The following is a 1,222-nucleotide window of genomic DNA, read 5'->3' as shown; positions in this document are numbered from 1 at the left end:
CAGGGCCGCAGGACGAGGCGGCTGACGGTCAGTCACGCCTTCCACTCCCCGCACATGGACCCGATGCTGGCCGACTTCCGGAAGGTCGCCGAGGGACTGTCCTACGCCCCTGCGCGCATCGCGGTCGTGTCGAACCTGACCGGCACTGTGGTGACCGCCGAGGACATCACCGAGCCGGAGTTCTGGGTGCGGCACGTGCGCGAGGCGGTCCGCTTCCACGACGGCGTACGCGCCTTGGAGGCCGAGGGTGTCACCACATTCCTCGAACTCGGCCCGGACGGGGTGCTGTCGGCCATGGGCCAGGAGTGCGTCACGGGCGAGGACCGCGCGTTCGCACCCGTGCTGCGCAAGGGACGTCCCGAGACGGAGACGCCGGTGTCCGCGCTGGCCATGGCGTTCGTCCGCGGTGTGCCACTGGACTGGCGGGCCTTCTTCGCCGCCGCCGACGCCAGCCGTGTGGAACTGCCCACTTACCCGTTCCAGCGGCAGTGGTACTGGCTGGACTCGGCCGCCCCGGCGGGCGGTCCCGCCGACGCGGCCGGGCTGGGTCTCGAGACCGCCGATCATCCGCTGCTGGGTGCCGCCGTTGAACTGCCCGACACGGACGGCTTCCTGTTCACCGGCCGGTTGTCGGTGGAGACGCAGCCGTGGCTGGCCGATCACGCGGTCATGGGTGCGGTGCTGCTGCCCGGCACGGCGTTCGTCGAAATGGCACTGCACGCCGGCGAACAGGTCGGCCGCGGGCACGTCGAGGAGCTGACTCTGCAGGCGCCGCTCATCCTGCCCGAACAGGGCGGAGTACAGCTGCGTCTCTCCGTCGGTGCCGACGACGGCGACGGCCGCCGCCCGCTGACGCTCCATTCACGAGCGGAAGGCACCGCGGCGGAGGAGCCGTGGGTGCGGCATGCCACGGGTGTGCTGGCGGAGGGTGCGGGTGAGGTGTCCCCGGTTGATCTGGGGGTGTGGCCGCCTCGGGGTGCGGAGTCGGTCGAGGTGGCCGGTCTGTATGAGTCGCTGGCGGCTTCGGGGTTCGTCTACGGTCCTGTGTTCCAGGGGCTGCGGGCGGTGTGGCGGCGTGGTGACGAGGTGTTCGCGGAGGTGAGCCTGCCGGAGGGCGGTGGGGGTGCGGCCGATGGTTTTGGTGTGCATCCGGCTGTTCTGGATGCGGTGTTGCATGCGATCGGGCTGGGTGGTCTGGTGGCGGACACCGGTCAGGGGCGGT

General features: G+C 71.1%; 1 protein-coding gene. It reads left to right on the top strand.

Annotated features, from left to right (window positions below):
- Nucleotides 1–54: 54 nt before the first annotated feature.
- The coding region (locus ACFYOH_RS44860) for a polyketide synthase dehydratase domain-containing protein (protein WP_388638154.1) at nt 55–1,222 on the top strand (1,168 nt) is incomplete at its 3' end.

The sequence above is a fragment of the Streptomyces sp. NPDC007856 genome (genome assembly GCF_042868225.1).
GTDB lineage: Bacteria > Actinomycetota > Actinomycetes > Streptomycetales > Streptomycetaceae > Streptomyces.
The sequence above is the reverse complement of the archived record's forward strand: the minus strand, read 5'-3'. Positions and strand labels throughout refer to the sequence as shown.